10 protein-coding genes are annotated in these 17,727 nt (G+C 75.5%); 9 read left to right on the top strand and 1 reads right to left on the bottom strand.

Features of this window, described 5'->3' with window-relative positions; translation table 11 throughout:
- The first annotated feature begins 86 nt into the window (after positions 1-86).
- From ACIQWA_RS12615 to ACIQWA_RS12605, 3 genes are all read left to right on the top strand, one after another.
- Positions 87-3,452 carry an ATP-dependent helicase gene (locus ACIQWA_RS12615; protein WP_402481439.1) on the top strand — a complete coding sequence of 1,122 codons (3,366 nt, stop codon included), beginning with the start codon at positions 87-89 and terminating at the stop codon, positions 3,450-3,452.
- Between the two features lie 110 nt (positions 3,453-3,562).
- The gene (locus ACIQWA_RS12610; RefSeq protein WP_402481436.1) at positions 3,563-6,877 is read left to right on the top strand and encodes a UvrD-helicase domain-containing protein; all 3,315 of its coding nucleotides are present in this window, start codon (positions 3,563-3,565) and stop codon (positions 6,875-6,877) included.
- A 194-nt stretch (positions 6,878-7,071) separates the two neighbouring features.
- Positions 7,072-8,256: a PP2C family protein-serine/threonine phosphatase gene (locus tag ACIQWA_RS12605; RefSeq protein WP_360244613.1), complete on the top strand. Its 1,185-nt coding sequence runs from the start codon at positions 7,072-7,074 to the stop codon at positions 8,254-8,256.
- A gap of 10 nt (positions 8,257-8,266) precedes the next feature.
- Here the strand turns inward: ACIQWA_RS12605 and ACIQWA_RS12600 are convergent, their stop codons facing one another.
- Positions 8,267-9,250 carry an endonuclease/exonuclease/phosphatase family protein gene (locus tag ACIQWA_RS12600; RefSeq protein ID WP_402481434.1) on the bottom strand — a complete coding sequence of 328 codons (984 nt, stop codon included), beginning with the start codon at positions 9,248-9,250 and terminating at the stop codon, positions 8,267-8,269.
- Positions 9,251-9,317: 67 nt separating this feature from the next.
- On the opposite strand from ACIQWA_RS12600, the gene ACIQWA_RS12595 reads away from it, so the two are divergent.
- The 6 genes from ACIQWA_RS12595 to ACIQWA_RS12570 all read left to right on the top strand — a co-directional run bounded on the left by ACIQWA_RS12595 (position 9,318) and on the right by ACIQWA_RS12570 (position 17,672).
- The gene (locus ACIQWA_RS12595) at positions 9,318-9,947 is read left to right on the top strand and encodes a PadR family transcriptional regulator (protein WP_402481431.1); all 630 of its coding nucleotides are present in this window, start codon (positions 9,318-9,320) and stop codon (positions 9,945-9,947) included.
- Positions 9,948-10,138: 191 nt separating this feature from the next.
- Positions 10,139-10,918, top strand: coding sequence for an ABC transporter ATP-binding protein (locus ACIQWA_RS12590; RefSeq protein WP_402481428.1), 780 nt, complete (start codon positions 10,139-10,141; stop codon positions 10,916-10,918).
- The gene (locus tag ACIQWA_RS12585; protein ID WP_402481425.1) at positions 10,915-13,779 is read left to right on the top strand and encodes an FtsX-like permease family protein; all 2,865 of its coding nucleotides are present in this window, start codon (positions 10,915-10,917) and stop codon (positions 13,777-13,779) included. Before ACIQWA_RS12590 ends, ACIQWA_RS12585 begins: the two co-directional genes overlap by 4 nt.
- Positions 13,780-14,021: 242 nt before the next feature.
- Positions 14,022-15,425: a dipeptidase gene (locus ACIQWA_RS12580; RefSeq protein WP_360244628.1), complete on the top strand. Its 1,404-nt coding sequence runs from the start codon at positions 14,022-14,024 to the stop codon at positions 15,423-15,425.
- A gap of 163 nt (positions 15,426-15,588) precedes the next feature.
- Positions 15,589-16,530 carry an NAD(+) diphosphatase gene (nudC, locus tag ACIQWA_RS12575; RefSeq protein WP_360244631.1) on the top strand — a complete coding sequence of 314 codons (942 nt, stop codon included), beginning with the start codon at positions 15,589-15,591 and terminating at the stop codon, positions 16,528-16,530.
- A gap of 302 nt (positions 16,531-16,832) precedes the next feature.
- Positions 16,833-17,672, top strand: coding sequence for a GntR family transcriptional regulator (locus tag ACIQWA_RS12570; protein ID WP_402481421.1), 840 nt, complete (start codon positions 16,833-16,835; stop codon positions 17,670-17,672).
- Positions 17,673-17,727: the final 55 nt, after the last annotated feature.

The raw sequence follows: 17,727 nt of genomic DNA, 5'->3' as shown, positions 1-17,727 counted from the left end.
CGTAGGCTCGATGCGGGCGGGCCCGCCGCGATCCCTCGGCGGGCCCGCCCCGGCCACGCCCTTCCGTACAACCCCAGGACCCGTTCGTGAGTTCGCCCTACCGGCTCGTGCGCAACCCGCTCGTCCAGCCCGACCCGCCCGTGCTGGACGCCTACCAGCGCGCCGTGGTCGAGCACGCCGGCGGCCCGCTGCTCGTCCTCGCCGGACCGGGCACCGGCAAGACCACCACCCTGGTCGAGGCGGTCGCCCGGCGGATCCAGGACGGCACCGACCCCGAGAAGATCCTCGTCCTCACCTTCAGCCGCAAGGCCGCCGTCGAACTGCGCGACCGGATGTCCGGCCGGCTCGGCTCCACCGCCGCCGCCCCGCAGGCCACCACCTTCCACTCCTTCTGCTACGCCCTGCTGCGCGCCCACCAGGACCCGGAGGAGTACGCCGAACCACTGCGGCTGCTCTCCGGCCCCGAACAGGACGTCATGGTCCGCGAACTGCTGGCCGGCGGCGCCGAGGACGCCCGCGACGGCCGCGGCCGGATCGCCTGGCCGCTCGACCTGCGTGCCTGCCTGACCACCCGCGGCTTCGCCGACGAAGTCCGCGCCGTGCTCGCCCGCAGCCGCGAACTCGGCCTCGGCGAGGCCGAACTCGAACGCTTCGCCCAGGGCGTCCAGCGCCCCGACTGGGCCGCCGCCGCACACTTCCTCGCCGACTACCTCGACGTGCTCGACCTGCGCGGCGTCCTCGACTACGCCGAACTCGTCCACCGCGCCGTGCTGCTCGCCGAACGCCCCGAGATCGGCGAGGACCTGCGCCGCCGCTACGAGGTCGTCTACGTCGACGAGTACCAGGACACCGACCCCTCCCAGGTCCGGTTGCTGCGCCAGCTCGCCGGCGGCGGCCGCGACCTGGTCGCCGTCGGCGACCCCGACCAGTCGATCTACGCCTTCCGCGGCGCCGACATCAACGGCATCCTCGACTTCCCGCAGGCCTTCCGCCGCGCCGACGGCACCCCCGCCGAGGTCAAGGTGCTGCGGGTCTCCCGCCGCTCCGGCGCCGTCCTGCTCGCCGCCTCCCGCGAACTCGCCCGCCGGATGCCGATGGGCCGGCTGCCCGCCGACAAACTCGCCCAGCACCGCGCCCTGCTGCCCTCCCGCGAGGGCGGCCGGGTCGAGGTGTACACCTACCCCACCCCCGGCGCCGAGCTCGACTCGATCGCCGACCTGCTGCGCCGCGCCCACCTGGAGGACGGCGTGCCCTGGGGCGAGATGGCCGTGCTGGTCCGGGCCGGCACCCGCTCCATCCCCGGGGTGCGGCGGGCCCTCGGCGCGGCCGGCGTCCCGCTGGAGATCGACGGCGACGACCTGCCGCTGCGCGAGGAACCCGCCGTCGCCCAGCTGCTGCTCGCCCTGCGGGTCTGCGCCGAGCAGGCCGCCCGCGACAAGCAGGCCCTCCTCGACATCCCCGGCCCGCACACCGCCGGTCCGTACGCCGCCGACCCGCACGCCGCCGATCCGCTCACCGAGGAGCTGGCCCACGCCCTGCTCACCGGCCCGCTCGGCGGCCTCGACGGCTCCGACCTGCGCCGCCTCGGCCGCGCCCTGCGCGAGGAGGAGCGCGCCGCCCTGCGCGCCGACGGCCTCCCCCACGTCGCCCCGCGCCCGGCCGGCGTACTGATCCGGGAGGCCCTCGCCGAACCCGAGCGGCTGGTCGCCCTCGACCCGGCCACCGCCCGCCGCGCCCGCGACCTCGGCACCCTGCTGCGCAAGGTCCGCGAACTGCTGGCCGGCGGCTGCACCGCCGAGGAGGCCCTGTGGGAGCTGTGGGACGGCAGCCGCCGCTGGCGCGAACGCCTGGAGCGCGCCGCCCTGCGCGGCGGCGCCGCCGGCCGCAACGCCGACCGCGACCTGGACGCGCTGTGCGCCCTGTTCGAGACCGCCGCCCGCGCCGAGGAGCAGGTCACCGGCCACCGCAGCGCCCTCGACCTGCTCGCCGAACTCGAAGCCCAGGACATCGCCGCCGACACCCTCACCGTCCGCACCGTCCGCCCCGAGGCGGTGCGGCTGATGACCGCCCACCGCTCCAAGGGCCTGGAGTGGCGCCTGGTCGTCGTCGCCGGCGTCCAGGACGGCCTCTGGCCGGACCTGCGCCGCCGCGGCTCCCTCCTGGAGGCCGACCGGATCGGCCGCGACGGCCTCGCCGAACCGCTCTCCCCGGCCGCCCTGCTCGGCGAGGAACGCCGGCTCTTCTACGTCGCCGCCACCCGCGCCAAGGAACGGCTGATCGTCACCGCCGTCAAGGCGCCCGCCGACGACGGCGACGAGCCCTCCCGCTTCCTGCGCGAGCTCTACCGCGAGGACGTCGACCCGCGCACCGGCAAGGTGGTGCGCCGCACCCCGCCGGTCACCGTCGAGGACGTCACCCACCGCCCGCGCCGCCCGCTCTCGGTGGCCGCCCTGGTCGCCGAACTGCGCGCCGTCACCGTCGACCCCACCCGCTCGCCGGAACTGCGCCGCGCCGCCGCCGAACGCCTCGCCACCCTGGCCGCCGCCACCGACGAGGACGGGCTGCCGCTGGTGCCCGCCGCCCACCCCGACCGCTGGTGGGGCCTGGACGACGCCACCACCGCCCCCGAGCCGCTGCGCAGCGCCGACGCGCCCGTCCGGCTGTCCGGCAGCGGCCTGGAGCAGCTGGAGAACTGCTCGCTGCAGTGGTTCCTCGACAAGGAGGTCAAGGCCCGCGCCCCCGGCACCGCCGCCCAGGGCTTCGGCAACGTGGTGCACGCCCTCGCCGACGAGGTCGGCTCCGGCCGTACCCCCGCCGACCTCGCCGTCCTGATGGCCCGCCTGGACACCGTCTGGGACGCCCTCGCCTTCGACGCCCCCTGGAAGTCCCAGCAGGAGAAGGGCGAGGCCCGCACCGCCCTGGAGCGCTTCCTCAACTGGCACGTCCTGGAGCGCGGCCGCGACCTGGTCGCCACCGAGCACGGCTTCGACGTCACCCTCGACGTCGGCGGCGTCTCGGTGCGCATCCGCGGCTCGATGGACCGGGTCGAGAAGGACCACGCCGGACGCGCCTACGTGGTCGACTTCAAGACCGGCAAGCAGATCCCCACCGACAAGTCGCTGCCCGAGCACAAGCAGCTCGCCGTCTACCAGCTGGCCGTCCGGGCCGGCGCCCTCAACGAGCTGCCCGGCTTCACCGAGCACCCGCCGGCCACCGGCGGCGCCGAGCTCGTCCACCTGCGCGAGGCCGCCGCCAAGGCGGACCCGGACGCCCCCAAGGTGCAGCGGCAGGAGCCGCCCGAGGGCGAGCCGTGGATCGAGAACCTGCTCGCCGAGGCCGCCGGCAAGGTCCTCGCCGAACGCTTCGTCCCGCAGACCGGCGGCGGCTGCGACCGCTGCTCCTTCCGCCGCAGCTGCTCCGCCCAGCGGGACGGGGCGCAGCTCGTCGAGTAGCGGCTCTGCGCGAGGCTCGGTGAGGGGGGCTCGGCGCAGGTGGGGCGGGCGGGGAACGGGCGGGCGACGCCCGGACCGGGAATGTCCGCCGTTCCGGTTACGGTTGCGGGGTGACCGCCGTGCTCAGCCATCCCGACCAGCTCAAGGAGCTGCTGGGCATCCCGTTCAACCGGGAACAGATGGCGGCCATCGGCGCCCCCCTCACCCCCGCCGTGATCGTGGCCGGGGCCGGCTCCGGCAAGACCACCGTGATGGCCGCCCGGGTCGTCTGGCTGGTCGGCTCCGGCGCCGTCCGGCCCGAGGAGGTGCTCGGCCTCACCTTCACCAACAAGGCCGCCGGCGAACTCGCCGAACGCGTCCGCACCGCCCTGCTCCGAGCCGGCGTCGCCGACCGGGACGAGGGCGAGCCGCTCGGCGAACCCGAGATCTCCACCTACCACGCCTTCGCCGGGCGCCTGCTCAAGGAGCACGGCCTGCGGATCGGCATCGAGCCGGACGTGCGGCTGCTCGCCGACGCCACCCGCTTCCAGCTCGCCGCCAAGGTGCTGCGCACCGCCCGCGGCCCCTTCCCCGCCCTCACCGGCACCTTCGCCAACCTGGTCGCCGACCTCACCGCCCTGGACGGCGAACTCGCCGAGCACCTGGTCGAGCCCGCCGCCCTGCGCGCCCACGACGAGCAGCTGCTCGACACCCTCGCCACCGTCAAGCTCGGCAACGACGACCTGCGGGCCGTCCCCGCCACCGCCCGCGCCCGGCTGGAACTGCTGCGCCTGGTCGAGGAGTACCGCCGCCGCAAGCAGAGCGCCGGGCTGATGGACTTCGGCGACCAGATAGCCGCCGCCGCCCGCCTCGCCCAGCAGCGCCCCGAGGTCGGCGAACTGCTCCGCGGCCAGTACCGGGTCGTCCTGCTGGACGAGTACCAGGACACCTCCGTCGCCCAGCGCCTGATGCTCGCCGGCCTGTTCGGCGCGGGCCCCGAGGGCGCGGGCCGCGCGGACGTAGGCCCCGAGGGCGCGGGCCCCGAGGGCGCGGGCCCCGAGGGCGCGGGCCCCGAGGACGCGGGCGCCGGGGGCGCAGCCCGGCCCGGCCGGGGCGGCGGCCACCCGGTGACCGCCGTCGGCGACCCCTGCCAGGCCATCTACGGCTGGCGCGGCGCCTCCGTCGCCAACCTCGACGACTTCCCCCGGCACTTCCCGAAGGCCGACGGCCGCCCCGCCGACCGCTACGCGCTCAGTGAGAACCGCCGCAGCGGCGGCCGGCTGCTCGCCTTCGCCAACGAGCTCGCCGCCCCGCTGCGCGCCATGCACGAGGGCGTCGAGGCGCTGCGCCCGGCCCCCGGCGCCGAACAGGACGGCTTCGTACGGGCCGCGCTGCTGCCCACCCACGCCGAGGAGGTCGACTGGCTCGCCGACTCGATCGCCCACCTGGTGCGCACCGGCACCGCGCCCGGCCGGATCGCCGTGCTCTGCCGGGGCGGCGCGGCCTTCCCCGACATCCACGCCGCGCTCGTCGCCCGCGAGGTCCCGGTCGAGGTGGTCGGCCTCGGCGGGCTGCTGCACCTGCCCGAGGTGGCCGACCTGGTGGCGGTCTGCGAGGTGCTCCAGGACCCGACCGCCAACGCCGCCCTGGTGCGCCTGCTGATCGGCCCGCGCTGGCGGATCGGCCCGCGCGACCTCGCCCTGCTCGGCCGCCGGGCTGCCGAACTGGTGCGCACCGAGCGGCCCGAGGGCGTGGCGGCGCTGGCCGCGGCCGTCGCCGAGGCCGACCCCACCGAGGTGGTCTCGCTGGCCGACGCCGTGGAGACCTTCCTCGACGCGGACCAGCCCGACGACCTGCCGTTCTCCGCCGAGGCCAGGGTGCGCTTCGCCCGGCTCGCCGCCGAACTGCGCGAGCTGCGCCGCTCGCTGGCCGACCCGCTGATGGACGTGCTGCACCGGGTGCTGACCGTCACCGGCCTGGAGGTCGAGCTGTCCGCCTCCCCGCAGGCGCTGGCCGCCCGCCGGCGGGAGACCCTGCACGCCTTCCTGGACGTCGCCGCCTCCTTCGCCGACCTCGACGGCGACCCGGGCCTGGCCGCCTTCCTGGGCTTCCTGCGCGCCGCCCAGGAGTACGAGCGCGGCCTGGACAGCAGCCTGCCCGGCGGCGAGGACACCGTGAAGGTGCTCACCGCGCACAAGTCCAAGGGCCTGGAGTGGGACGTGGTGGCCGTCCCCGGCCTGGTGAAGGGCGCGTTCCCCTCCGGTAGCCCGCGCGAACGCTGGACCAGCACCAAGCGCGTGCTCCCGCACGCCCTGCGCGGCGACGCCGCGACCCTGCCCGACGTGCGCGGCGGCTGGACGTCCAAGTCGATGGCCGCGTTCAAGAAGGAGCTGGCCGAGCACTCCGGCACCGAGGAACTGCGCCTGGGCTACGTCGCGTTCACCCGCCCCCGCGCCCTGCTGCTGGCCTCCGGGCACTGGTGGGGGCCGAGCCAGAAGACCGTCCGCGGCCCGTCCGCATTCCTGGAGCAGCTGCGCGCCCACTGCGAGCGGCCCGGCGCGGGCGAGGTCGAGCACTGGGCCGAGCAGCCGGAGAAGGGTGCCCAGAACCCGGCGCTGACCGCCGCCGTCGAGCACCCCTGGCCGCTGCCGCTGGACCCGGCCGCCCAGCACGCCCGCCGCCGGGTCGCCGAGGTGGTGCGCGGCCGGCTGGCCGGACGGCCCGCCGCCGAGGCGGAACCCATGGCCGTCGAGGACCAGCGCCAGGTCGCCTCCTGGGACCGCGACCTGACCGCGCTGCTGGGGGAGTTGGAGCGCTCCCGGCGCACCGCCCGCGAGGTGCCGCTGCCCCCCTCGCTGTCCGCCACCCAGCTGCTGCGCCTGGCCGCCGACCCGGACGGCTTCGCGCACGAGCTGGCCCGGCCGATGCCGCGCCCCCCGCAGCCCGCCGCCCGGCGCGGCACCCGCTTCCACGCCTGGGTGCAGTCCCGGATCGAGCCGCTGCTGCTGATCGAGCCCGGCGCGCTGCCCGGCGCCGACGACGACGGCATCGAGGACGAGCGGGACCTGGAGCAGCTCAAGGAGGCGTTCCTGCGCACCCCGTACGCCCACCGCCGGCCGTACCGGGTGGAGGCCCCGTTCCAGCTGGTGCTCGCGGGCCGGGTGGTGCGCGGCCGGATCGACGCGGTCTACCGGGACGGTGACGGGGTGTCGGAATCCAGTGGTGCGTCACGCTACGAAGTGGTGGACTGGAAGACCCACCGGGAGGAGACCGCCGACCCGCTGCAGCTCGCGGTCTACCGGCTGGCCTGGGCGGAGCAGGCGGGCGTTGATCCCGAGCAGGTCACGGCGTCGTTCCTGTACGTCCGCAGCGGACGGATCGTACGTCCGGAGCGACTTCCCGACCGAAAAGAGTTGGAACGGCTCCTGATCGGGAACAGTGACTAATGAGTCACGCAGAGCACCCAAGTCATCGCGCCGACGTCCGAAACCTGTGCGTCGTGCACGTTTCGCGCCTATTGTGGGGTCGGTAACCGGTCAACCCCCGTACTCCGGCCGCCGGCGAGGCCCGCATTCCCTAACCCTCAGTCATCGCCGCAGGTGCCCACGGGCATCGGCGTCTTCCGCTGGAGAGACCGAAGTTGAGCGCGACCGGATGGATCAGAGAGCGGTTCACCGGGCCGACCCCGGGACCCGCACCGGGCACGACCGGCACCTGGCCGAGGACGGCGCTCGCGCTGCCCTTCCTCGGCATGGCGCTGATCGTCGTCCTCGACTACCTCAGCGGCACCGAGGTGACGGTCGAACCCGCCCTCACCGCCGTACCCGCGCTGGCCGCCGTGGTCAGCCACCGCACCTGGTACCCGCTCGTCATCGGCCTGGGCACCGAGGCGGCGGCCTTCCTGATGGCCTTGCGCAGCAACGCGCTCGGCGAGTCCGTGCACACCGCCAGCGTCATCGCGATCCTGCTGGTCGCCACGATCGGCTGGGTCAGCGCCACCCTGCGACTGCGCCAGGAACGCGCCCTGGCCGACGCCCAGTTGGTCGCCTCGATCGCCCGCCGGGTGCTGCTGCGGCCCGTCCCCGAACGGGTCGGCAGCGTGCGCGCCGCCGTCCACTACGAGGCCGCCGCCGCCCACGCCCGGATCGGCGGCGACCTGTACGAGGTCGTCAACACCCGGCACGGGGTACGGGCCGTGGTCGGCGACGTCCGCGGCAAGGGCCTCGGCGCGGTCGAGACCGCCGCCGCCGTCCTCGGCGCCTTCCGCGAGGCCGCCCACCAGGAGCCCGCCCTCGACCGGGTGGCCGGCTGGCTGGCCGTCAGCCTCGACCGGGCCCTGCACGAGAACGACCACCCCGGCGTGGAGGAGGAGTTCGTCACCCTGGTCCTGATCGGGGTCGGACCGGACGGCGCCGCCGAACTCGTCAACTGCGGCCACCCCGCGCCGCTGCTGCTCCGCGGCGGCCTGGTCCACCCACTCGAACTCGCCGAGACCGTACCGCCGTTGGGCGTGCTCGACCCGGCCGACGTGCGCCCCCCGGTGCACCGGGTACCGCTGCTGGCCGGCGACCGGGTGCTGCTGTTCACCGACGGGGTGATCGAGGCCCGCGACCGCTCCGGCACCTTCTACCCGCTCGCCGAGCGCTTCCCGCGCTGCGCCGACGGCCGCCCCGCGGACGTCCTGCAGCGGCTGCACGAGGACGTGGTGCGCCACGTCGGGCGCCAGCTCGGCGACGACGCGGCCATGCTGCTCCTGCAGTACGACCCGACCCAGCCCGCCCTCGCCCACCTGCCCCAGCAGGCCGACGCCCTGGTCAAGCGCTAGCCAGGGCGCTTTACAGCGACACCCGGACCAGCAGCGGCCGGTGGTCCGACACCCCGGCGTGCGGCGCCGCCGCCGGGCCCACCACGGCCCGCGGCACGCCGACCGCCAGCACGTGGTCGAACTGCACCGCCGGCCGGTGCGCCGGATAGGTCGGCGTGCGCGCCAGGTCGTACCAGCCCTGCAACCGGGCCCGCGGCTCGCGCACCCGCCGCCGGCGCGCGGTGCCCAGTGCGGCGCCCAGCGCCGGCCGGGCCCGCCGGGCCGCCCGCAGCTCCCGCACCCGCACCCGCGGCGCGGTGCGCTCCAGCGCCGTCGCCCCGCCCAGTACCGTGCGCGGCACCGCGCCGATCAGGTTGAAGTCCCCCAGCACCAGGTACGGCTGCGGCAGGTCGGCGATCCAGCGCCGGATCCCGGCCAGCTGCGCCATGTTCCAGCCCGGCACGAAGGACAGGTGCGCGGCCACCACCGTGAACGGGCCGCGCTCGCCCTCCAGTACGGCCGCCAGCGCGGCCCGGGGCTCGTCCGGCACCGGGGTCAGCCCGCGCCGCCCGGCCACCCGCAGCGGCAGTCCGAACGGAGCGGGGGCGAACCGGCGGGCCCGCCAGTGCCGCACCGGCAGCCTGGTCAGCAGCGCCGTGCCGTACGAGGGCGGGGCGCCGTCGCCGATCTCGGCCGGCCCGTACACCCGCAGCCCGTCCGGCCCGGACGGCTCCCGCACCCAGCCGGCCACCGGCGCCGGGCGCCCGTGCAGCGCGGCGGCGAAGCGCCAGTCGCCGGCGCCCATCGCCGCGGCCGCCACCGCCGCCTGGTCGGTGCCGCCCGAGCGCGCCTGGTGCCGGTCCACCTCCTGGAGGGCCAGCACGTCGGCGTCCAGCGCGGCCACCGCCTCGGCCAACGGGGCGCCCGCGTCGGCCGGGTAGGGCAGCGGGGTGCCGTCCGGGCCGAGCGGCTGGCCGTGCAACAGGTTGAAGGTGGCGATGCGCAACTGGCTCACACCGCACGACGGTACCGGAGGGGGCGCGGCTTGAGGCCGTGGGGCATACCGGGTATACATACTGAGTATGTCCATCCGTCACGGTCTGCTCGCCCTGCTCGACCAGGGCCCCCGCTACGGCTACCAGCTGCGCACCGAGTTCGAGGCGCGCACCGGCGCCACCTGGCCGCTCAACGTCGGGCAGGTCTACACCACCCTGTCCCGCCTGGAGCGCGACGGCCTGGTCGAGGCCGCCGGGGAGGACGAGGAGGGCCACCAGTTCTACGCCGTCACCGACGCCGGCCGCGCCGAACTGCGGGCCTGGTTCGACACCCCGGTGCCCCGCACCAACCCCCCGCGCGACGAACTGGCCATCAAACTCGCGATGGCCGTGACCGTCCCCGGGGTGGACGTCTCCGGCGTCGTCCAGGGTCAGCGCCGGCACAGCATCAAGGCCCTCCAGGACTACACCCGGCTCAAGGGCCGCGCCCTCGCGGGCGAGACCAGACCCGGCGCCGTGCCCTCCGAGAGCAACGAACTCGCCTGGCTGCTCGTCCTCGACCAGCTGATCTTCCAGACCGAGGCCGAGATCCGCTGGCTCGACCACTGCGAGACCCGGCTCGCCCAGCAGGCCGAACTCCGGCAGGCCGAGGCCGCCGAAGCCGCCCGCGACGGCGCCGCGAAACCCAAGCGGCTCGGCCGCCGCACCCGCGCCTGACGCGGACCCGCGCCCGGGCAGTGCTGCCCGCACCCGCGCCTGAGGCGTACCCACGCCTGAGCCGCACTCGCGCCCGAGCAGCCCGCGCCGAGCCGCACCCGCGCCCCGGCGGCGCCCGGCCACCCGACACCGGCCGGCGCCCCGGCGGCGCCCCACCCGTAACCAGCCGTACCCAGCACAAGGGGGGAACCGTGTCCCACACCCAACAGCCCCGGCCGACACCGGTGCTGCACCTGGAGAACGTCACCCGCGTCCACGGCCAGGGCGCCGCCGAGGTCCAGGCCCTGCGCGGCGTCGACCTCAAGGTCCACCCCGGCGAGTTCGTCGCCGTCATGGGCCCCTCCGGCTCCGGCAAGTCCACCCTGCTCACCCTGGCCGGCGGCCTCGACAGCCCGACCACCGGCCAGGTCCTGGTCGAGGGCGTCGCCCTCGGCGGGCTCACCCGCAAGAAGCTCGCCCAGGTCCGCCGCCGCTCCATCGGCTACGTCTTCCAGGACTACAACCTGATACCGGCCCTCACCGCCGCCGAGAACATCTCGCTGCCGCGCGAACTCGACGGCGTCTCCGCCCGCGCCGCCCGCCGCGAAGCCCTCGCCGCCCTGGAGGAGCTCGGCATCCCCGAACTCGCCGACCGCTTCCCCGACGACATGTCCGGCGGCCAGCAGCAGCGCGTCGCCATCGCCCGCGCCCTGATCGGCGACCGACGCCTCGTCCTCGCCGACGAACCCACCGGCGCCCTCGACTCCACCACCGGCGAAGCCGTCCTCGCCGTGCTGCGCGCCCGCTGCGACGCCGGAGCCGCCGCCATGATGGTCACCCACGAGGCCCGGCACGCCGCCTGGGCCGACCGCGTCGTCTTCCTGCGCGACGGCCGGATGGTCGACGAGTCCGTCAGCCAGGACGCCGCCAGCCTGCTCGTCAGCGCCGCCGCCAACAGCCAGGCCGCCGGCAGCGAGCAGGTGGACGAGTGAAGCCCAGCGCCTGGCGGCTCGCCCTGCGCATCGCCCGCCGCGACGCCCTGCGCGCCAAGGGCCGCAGCGCCCTGGTCGTCGCCATGGTCGCGCTGCCCGTCCTCGGCGTCACCGGCGCCGACGTGTTCTTCCGCAGCGCCACCCTCGAACCCGCCGAACGCGTGGTCCGCACCATGGGCCGCGCCGACGCCCGCCTGGAGATGACCGACCGCGGCGGCTCCGTCCTGCAGGCCCCCGACCCGAGCGACCAGTCCTACCGCGTCATCAACCCCAAGTACGAGGCCAAGGACGGCGCCGCCCCGCAGTACACCCCCGCCCAGCAGCGCTCCCGCGACACCGAACCCGCCCTGCTCGCCCAGCAGTTGCTGCCGCCCGGCACCACCCTGGTGCCCCACGTCGAAGGCCCGCAGGCCGCCGCCAGTAGCACCGCGGGCCTGCTCACCACCCGCACCGGCGAGGCCGACCTGACCGACCCGGTCTGGCACGGCCTGGTCGACGTGGTCGAGGGCAGCGCCCCCGTGAACGACCAACAGGCCGCCGTCACCCGCGAGTTCCTCAACCGCTCCGGCCTGCGGATCGGCGACCGCACCACCGTCCGCGGCCTGGAGTCCAGCCCCTTCACCATCACCGCCGTCGTCGAGTACCCCGGCGACCTCAAGAACACCGAGATCCTCGCCCGCCCCGGCACCCTGGTCGGCAGACTCCCGAACGCCGGCCCGGACCAGGGCCGCGACTCCGACCCCGCCGCCCGCTGGCTGGTCAAGCTCCCGGCCGGCGCCGCCCTCGACTGGGCGAAGGTCACCGAACTCAACGGCTACGGCTTCCTCGTGGCCTCCCGCACCGTCATGCTCGACCCGCCCCCGCGCGCCGAGGTGCCCTACTACACCGAGCTGGACCGGATCCGCGGCGCCGGCGGCACCGCCCTGCTCGACCGCACCTCCGTCGTCATCCTCGGCACCGTCGTCGGCATGGCCCTGCTGGAGATCGTCCTCCTCGCGGGCCCCGCCTTCGCCGTCGGGGCCCGACGCTCGCGCCGGCAGCTCGGACTGCTCGCCGCCGCGGGCGGTGACCGCGCCAACGTCCGCGCGGTCGTCCTCGGCGGCGGCGTCGTCCTCGGCCTCACCGGCGCCGCCCTCGGCCTCGGCCTCGGCGTCGGCCTGGTCGCCCTGCTGCGCACCCAGGCCGAGGAGTACTCCGGCGCCCGCTTCGGCCACTTCAACCTCCAGCCGCTCGACCTGCTCGGCGTCCTCCTGGTCGGCCTGGTCACCGGACTGCTCGCCGCCATCGTGCCCGCCGTCCAGGCCTCCCGGCAGGACGTCGTCTCCGCGCTCACCGGCCGCGACTCGCTCAAGCCCCCGAGCCGCAGACTGGCCCTGCTCGGCCTGCTGATGCTCGCCGGCGGCGCCGCCCTCGCCCTGCTCGGCGCGACCAGCGGCTTCTCCAGCCGCACCCTCGCCGTCCTCGGCGGCTCGCTCGTCGCCGAACTCGGGATGGTCGCCCTCACCCCGTACCTGGTCGGCCTGTTCGGCAAGCTCGGCCGTTGGCTCTCGCTCGGCCCCCGGCTCGCCCTGCGCGACTCCGTCCGCCACCGCGGCCGCACCGCACCCGCCGTCGCCGCCGTGATGGCCGCCGTCGCCGGCTCCGTCGCCGTCAACGTCTTCCTCGCCAGCTACGACGAGCAGTACCGCCGCGAGTACGCCGCCGCCGGCCCGGCCGGCGCCGTCCTCCTCAACAGCGGCTACGGCAACACCACCGAGGCCAAGCTGCTGCCGCAGATGCGCGACACCGTGGAACGCTCCATCCCCGGCCTCGGGCCGCGCGCCGACGTCTCCCACGTCGACCTCAAGGGCGACTGCCGGTCCGGCGCCTACTGCGGCTACATCCAGGTCATGCCGCCCAAGGAGCGGCGCTGCCCGGTCTTCGACCGCGACAACCAGGCCGGACCGGACGAGATCAAGCGGGTGATGAGCACCGACCCGCGCTGCCAGGTCCACGAACGCGGCGGCAGCCAGTACGGCGACGTCGCCGCGGGCGACGCCACCCTGCTGCGCAACCTCTACGGCGTCACCGACCCGGCGGCCGTTCAGGCCCTCGCCGCCGGCAAGGCCGTGGTCTTCGACCCGCGCTACTACAAGGACGGCAAGGTCGCCCTGCGGTTCACCGAGCCGGTCGCCGCGGGCGCCGACGGCTCCACCCCCAAGCCCAAGGAGACCGAGACCGAGGTCGACGCCGTCCTCGCCCCCTCCGTGCTGCCGGCCCCCGGCCAACTCGTCATCACCCCGGACACCGCCACCCGCCTCGGTTTCAGGACCAGCCCGGCCGGCTCGGTCTGGCTCCCCGCGGCCGCACCCTCCGACGGCGACCAGCAGAAGGCCGACGGCGCGCTCGCCAAGCTCACCGACCGCACCGTCCTCGGCGTCGAACGCGGCTACCAGTCCAAGGCCGGACTCATCGGCCTCGGCCTGGCCGGCTTCGCCGCCCTCGTCGCCCTCGGCGCGGCCGGCATCGCCACCGGACTGGCCGCCGCCGACTCCCAGCGCGACCTCACCACCCTCGCCGCGGTCGGCGCCGAACCGCGCATCCGGCGCTCGCTGTCCGGCTTCCAGTGCGGGGTGATCGCCGCCATGGGCACCCTGCTCGGCGTCGTCAGCGGCGTGGTGCCGGCCGTCGCCCTGCGCAAGGTCCAGGGACTCGCGGCCGGCTACCCGGGCATCAGCCCGGAGGAACTCGCCAACAAGGGGGCCGTGGTCTTCCCCTGGCCCACCATCGCCGCCACCGTCGTGGTGCTGCCGCTGCTCGCGGCAGGCCTGGCCGCGCTGCTCACGCGCTCGCGGATCTCGCTGCTGCGCCGCACCGGCTGAGGGCCGGGCCGGTCGAAGGTCGCGCTCGGTTGAGGGCCGTGCCCGACCGAGGGTCGCGCTCGGCTGAGGCCCGTGCCTGGTTGAGGCCCGTGCCCGGCTCCCGTCACCCCCGGCCGCCACCCCGGCCGTCACCCCCGTCCGCCGCTCCCGGCGGCGGGGGTGACGGAGGTTACAGGCCCGACGGCGTCCGGCACCCGGAGGGCCGGGGCGGGCACCCGTACAGGCGAACTACAGTCGTCGGTATGACGAGTACCCCGGACAGCGCCGTCCGCTCCTACATCGACCAGCACCAGGCCGCCTTCCTCGCCGACCTCTCCGAGTGGCTGGCGATCCCCTCCGTCTCCGCCGACCCGGAGCGCGCCGGCGACGTGCGCCGCTCCGCGGACTGGCTGGCCGCCAAGCTGCGCGAGACCGGTTTCCCGGTGGCCGAGGTGTGGGAGACCGACGGGCTGCCGGCGGTGTTCGCCGAATGGCCGTCCGGGGACGAGTCCGCGCCGACCGTCCTGGTCTACGGGCACCACGACGTGCAGCCCGCGGCGAAGGAGGACGGCTGGGACACCGAGCCGTTCGCCCCGACCGTGGTCGGTGGCCGGCTGTACGCGCGCGGCGCGGCCGATGACAAGGGCCAGGTGTTCTTCCACACCCTGGGGGTGCGCGCCCACCTGGCCGCCACCGGCCGCACCGCACCGGCCGTCAACCTCAAGCTGCTGATCGAGGGCGAGGAGGAGTCCGGCTCGCCGCACTTCGCCGACCTGGTCCGGCGCGAGGCCGGGCGGCTGGCCGCCGACGTGGTGGTCATCTCCGACACCGGCATGTGGTCCGAGACCACCCCGACCGTCTGCACCGGCATGCGCGGCCTCGCCGACGCCCAGCTCGACCTGTACGGCCCGGACACCGACATCCACTCCGGCTCCTTCGGCGGCGCCGTGCCCAACCCGGCCCAGGTCGCGGCCGAGCTGGCCGCCGCCCTGCACGACGCCGACCGCCGGGTCGCGATCCCGGGCTTCTACGACGGGGTCGTCGAGCTGACCGAGCGCGAGCGCGAGCTGTTCGCCGAACTGCCCTTCGACGAGGCGCAGTGGCTGCGCGTCGCCAAGTCGTACGGCACCCGCGGCGAGGCCGGGTACACCACCCTGGAGCGGGTCTGGGCCCGGCCCACCGCCGAGGTCAACGGCATCTGGGGCGGCTACACCGGCCCCGGCGGCAAGACCATCGTGCCGTCCTCGGCGCACCTCAAGCTGTCCTTCCGGCTGGTCGCCGGGCAGGAGGTGGAGAAGGTCCGCGAGGCCGTCCGCTCCTGGGTCGCCGAGCAGGTCCCCGAGGGCGTCCGGTACGAGCTGGTCTTCCCCGGCGCGACCCGGCCCTGCCTGACCCCGCTGGACCACCCGGCGCTGCAGTCCACCGTCCGCGCGATGGGCCGCGCCTTCGGGCAGAAGATCCTCTTCACCCGCGAGGGCGGCTCCGGCCCCGCCGCCGACCTCCAGGACGTGCTGGGCGCGCCGGTGCTGTTCCTCGGCATCTCGGTGCCCTCGGACGGCTGGCACTCGGTCAACGAGAAGGTCGAGCTGGACCTGCTGGCCAAGGGTGTCGAGACCGCCGCCTACCTGTGGGGCGACCTGGCCGAGAACTTCCGGCCCGGCGCGTGAGCGGGCGGGCCCACCGCCGAGGGACGCGCGTCGGGCGCGTGAGCGAGCCCACCGTCTACGGGCGCGTGAGCGGGCCCACCGTCGACGGGCGCGCGAGCCGCTCCGAGCGGCACGGCAGTCAGATCACTCATCCGGATGATTCACCACGTGGGGATGGAACGACGTGAGCACCGAGCCTGAGACCGAGCGCCCGCGAGCCCTGGCCCTGGCCAGGGCCGGGGTGGAGCGGGCCGCCGAGCACCGGTTCGACGAGCCGTGGCTGGCCGCGGCCTGGAGCCACCCCGCCACCCGGGTGCTGCCGATCGCCGGGGGCGAGGTCTTCGTCGTGGACACCGCCGAGGGCACCGAACTCGTCCTGCTGCCCTCCTTCGAGGCGCCGCAGACCGGGGACCGCTACTTCCTCGGCACCGACCGGGACGGCGTCTCGTACTTCGCGCTGGCCGGCGAGAGCCTGCCCGGCCGGCTGGACGGCGACGCCCGCCCCGCCGGGCTGCGCGAGGTCGGCGCGATGCTGTCCGACCGGGACGCCGGGCTGCTGGTGCACGCCGTCGCCCTGGAGCACTGGCACCGGCTGCACAGCTTCTGCTCGCGCTGCGGCCACCCCACCGAGAAGGCGGGCGCCGGGCACGTGCGGCGCTGCACCTCCTGCGCGGCCGAGCACTACCCGCGCACCGACCCGGCGGTGATCATGGTGATCACCGACGAGCAGGACCGCTGCCTGCTCGGCCGCCAGGCGCTCTGGCCGGAGGGCCGCTGGTCCACGCTGGCCGGCTTCGTCGAGCCGGGGGAGTCGATCGAGCAGGCGGTCGCCCGCGAGGTGCACGAGGAGGCGGGGGTGCGGGTCGGCGAGGTCCGCTACGTCGCCAGCCAGCCCTGGCCGTTCCCGTCCAGCCTGATGCTCGGCTTCACCGGCAAGGCGCTGCCCGGCGGCACCGAGATCACCGTGGACGGCGAGGAACTGGCCGAGGCGCGCTGGTTCTCCCGCGAGGAACTGCGGGCCGGGATGGAGGCCGGGGAGATCCTGCCGCCCTCCGGCATCTCGATCGCCCGCCACCTGGTCGAGCTCTGGTACGGCGAGCCGCTGCCCTCGGCGGCGCGCTGGTAGTCCCGGACTCCGGTCGTCTCGTCGTCCGGGCATCCGGTCGGCCGGTCCTCCGGTCGTCCGAGCATCCGGTAATCCGGTCCGTATTTCCGGTACGCCCGGGAAGAAGGGGGCGCGTGGCTCTGGCCGCGCGCCCCCAATTTCCTTTCTGAGCTCTTCCCGAACCCGCCACGAGCGTCTGTTCGTAACCGGACGGGCCAGTTCTGCTACCGCGGGACACTCCGAAGCCCCCACCGTCAACCCGCGCGGACGACATTGCCGGAAACGGCTGAAACCGCGTCACCGCGCTCGCTACATTCACTCGGGTGACAATCCCCCGGGGCACCGCCCAATCCCCCAAATACCAGCGCCTCGCCGCCGACCTGCGCCGCCGGATCGCCGAAGGCGAGTTCACCGCCGACGCCGCCCTCCCGGTCGAGAGCGAACTGGAACGCCAGTACGGCGTCGCCCGCAACACCGTCCGCCTCGCCGTCGACGTCCTGGTCAACGAAGGCCGACTGGTCCGCCTCCAGGGCAAGGGCACCTACCTGCGCGAACACCCCGTGCTCGACCACCGCGCCTACGGACCCACCCTGGCCCCCGCACCGCGCGACTGCCTCGCCGCCCCCTCCACCGTCTACCTCGGCGAAGCCGCCGAAGCCGGGCGCGAACTCAGCACCGACTTCGAGATGATGATCGTCCGGGCCCGCGTCGACATCGCCGAACGCCTCGGGCTGCGCCCCGGCGAGGCCATCGTCGTCCGCCGCCAGCTGCGCCTGCTCGACCGCGAGCCGTACTCCATCGAGGAGAGCCACTACCGGGCCGGACTCGCGGCCGGCACCCCGCTGATGGAACCCGACCCCGTCGAAGGCGGCGACGAAGCCGTCCTCGCCACCCTCGGCCGCACCGAGATCGGCGCCGTCGACCACCTCGTCGCCCGGATGCCCGGCCCCGAGGAGGCCCAGTGGTTCCAGGGCGGCCCCGGCGTCCCGCTGATGGTCCAGACCCGCGTCACCTACGACCGGCGCGGCCCCGTCCGGGTCATCGAGACCCGCTACTCCGCCGACCGCAGCCGACTCGTCTACGGCATCGGCGACCTCGGCGCGCGCACCACCCTGCCCGCCCCCGCCGCCCCCGTCGACCCCGCCCGGGCCGACGCGCAGTGACGCGCGCCGACCCCGGGGCCCGGGTGGACCGGGGCGGATCCCGGCGGACCGTGGC

It is taken from the genome of Kitasatospora sp. NPDC098652 (genome assembly GCF_044760155.1).
Lineage (GTDB): Bacteria > Actinomycetota > Actinomycetes > Streptomycetales > Streptomycetaceae > Kitasatospora.
Note: the sequence above shows the minus strand (reverse complement) of the source record. Positions and strands in the feature narration are given on the sequence as shown.

Excerpts from the sequence above, each read along its gene's own strand:
- ACIQWA_RS12595 (WP_402481431.1), top strand. The coding sequence starts at position 9,318 with ATGTCCATCCGTCACGGTCTGCTCGCCCTGCTCGACCAGGGCCCCCGC.
- ACIQWA_RS12580 (WP_360244628.1), top strand. The coding sequence starts at position 14,022 with ATGACGAGTACCCCGGACAGCGCCGTCCGCTCCTACATCGACCAGCAC.